The following is a 237-nucleotide window of genomic DNA, read 5'->3' on the forward strand; positions in this document are numbered from 1 at the left end:
GTAAAGAATTTAGTGGGTCAATCCTCACACAAGTAGAGCAAGCCTTTGAATACATGAACCTTTACAATGCTAAGTCTGCTCATTTTGAAGGGCTTCAGCGTGTTGAACAAGAAAGCTTCCCATCATACGCGCTACGTGAAGCATTAATTAATGCCGTAACGCACCGAGATTATAGCTTTAGTGGCAGTATCTTAATTCATCTATTCCAAAACCGCATTGAAATCGTATCTGTTGGTG

The 237-nt window shown here is 40.5% G+C and carries 1 pseudogene; it reads left to right on the plus strand.

Annotated features, from left to right (window positions below):
• Nucleotides 1-237 (plus strand): annotated as a pseudogene (locus SB719_RS22525) (AAA family ATPase); the annotation flags it as partial.

The sequence above is a fragment of the Pantoea sp. SIMBA_079 genome (assembly GCF_046940275.1).
GTDB lineage: Bacteria > Pseudomonadota > Gammaproteobacteria > Enterobacterales > Enterobacteriaceae > Pantoea > Pantoea borealis.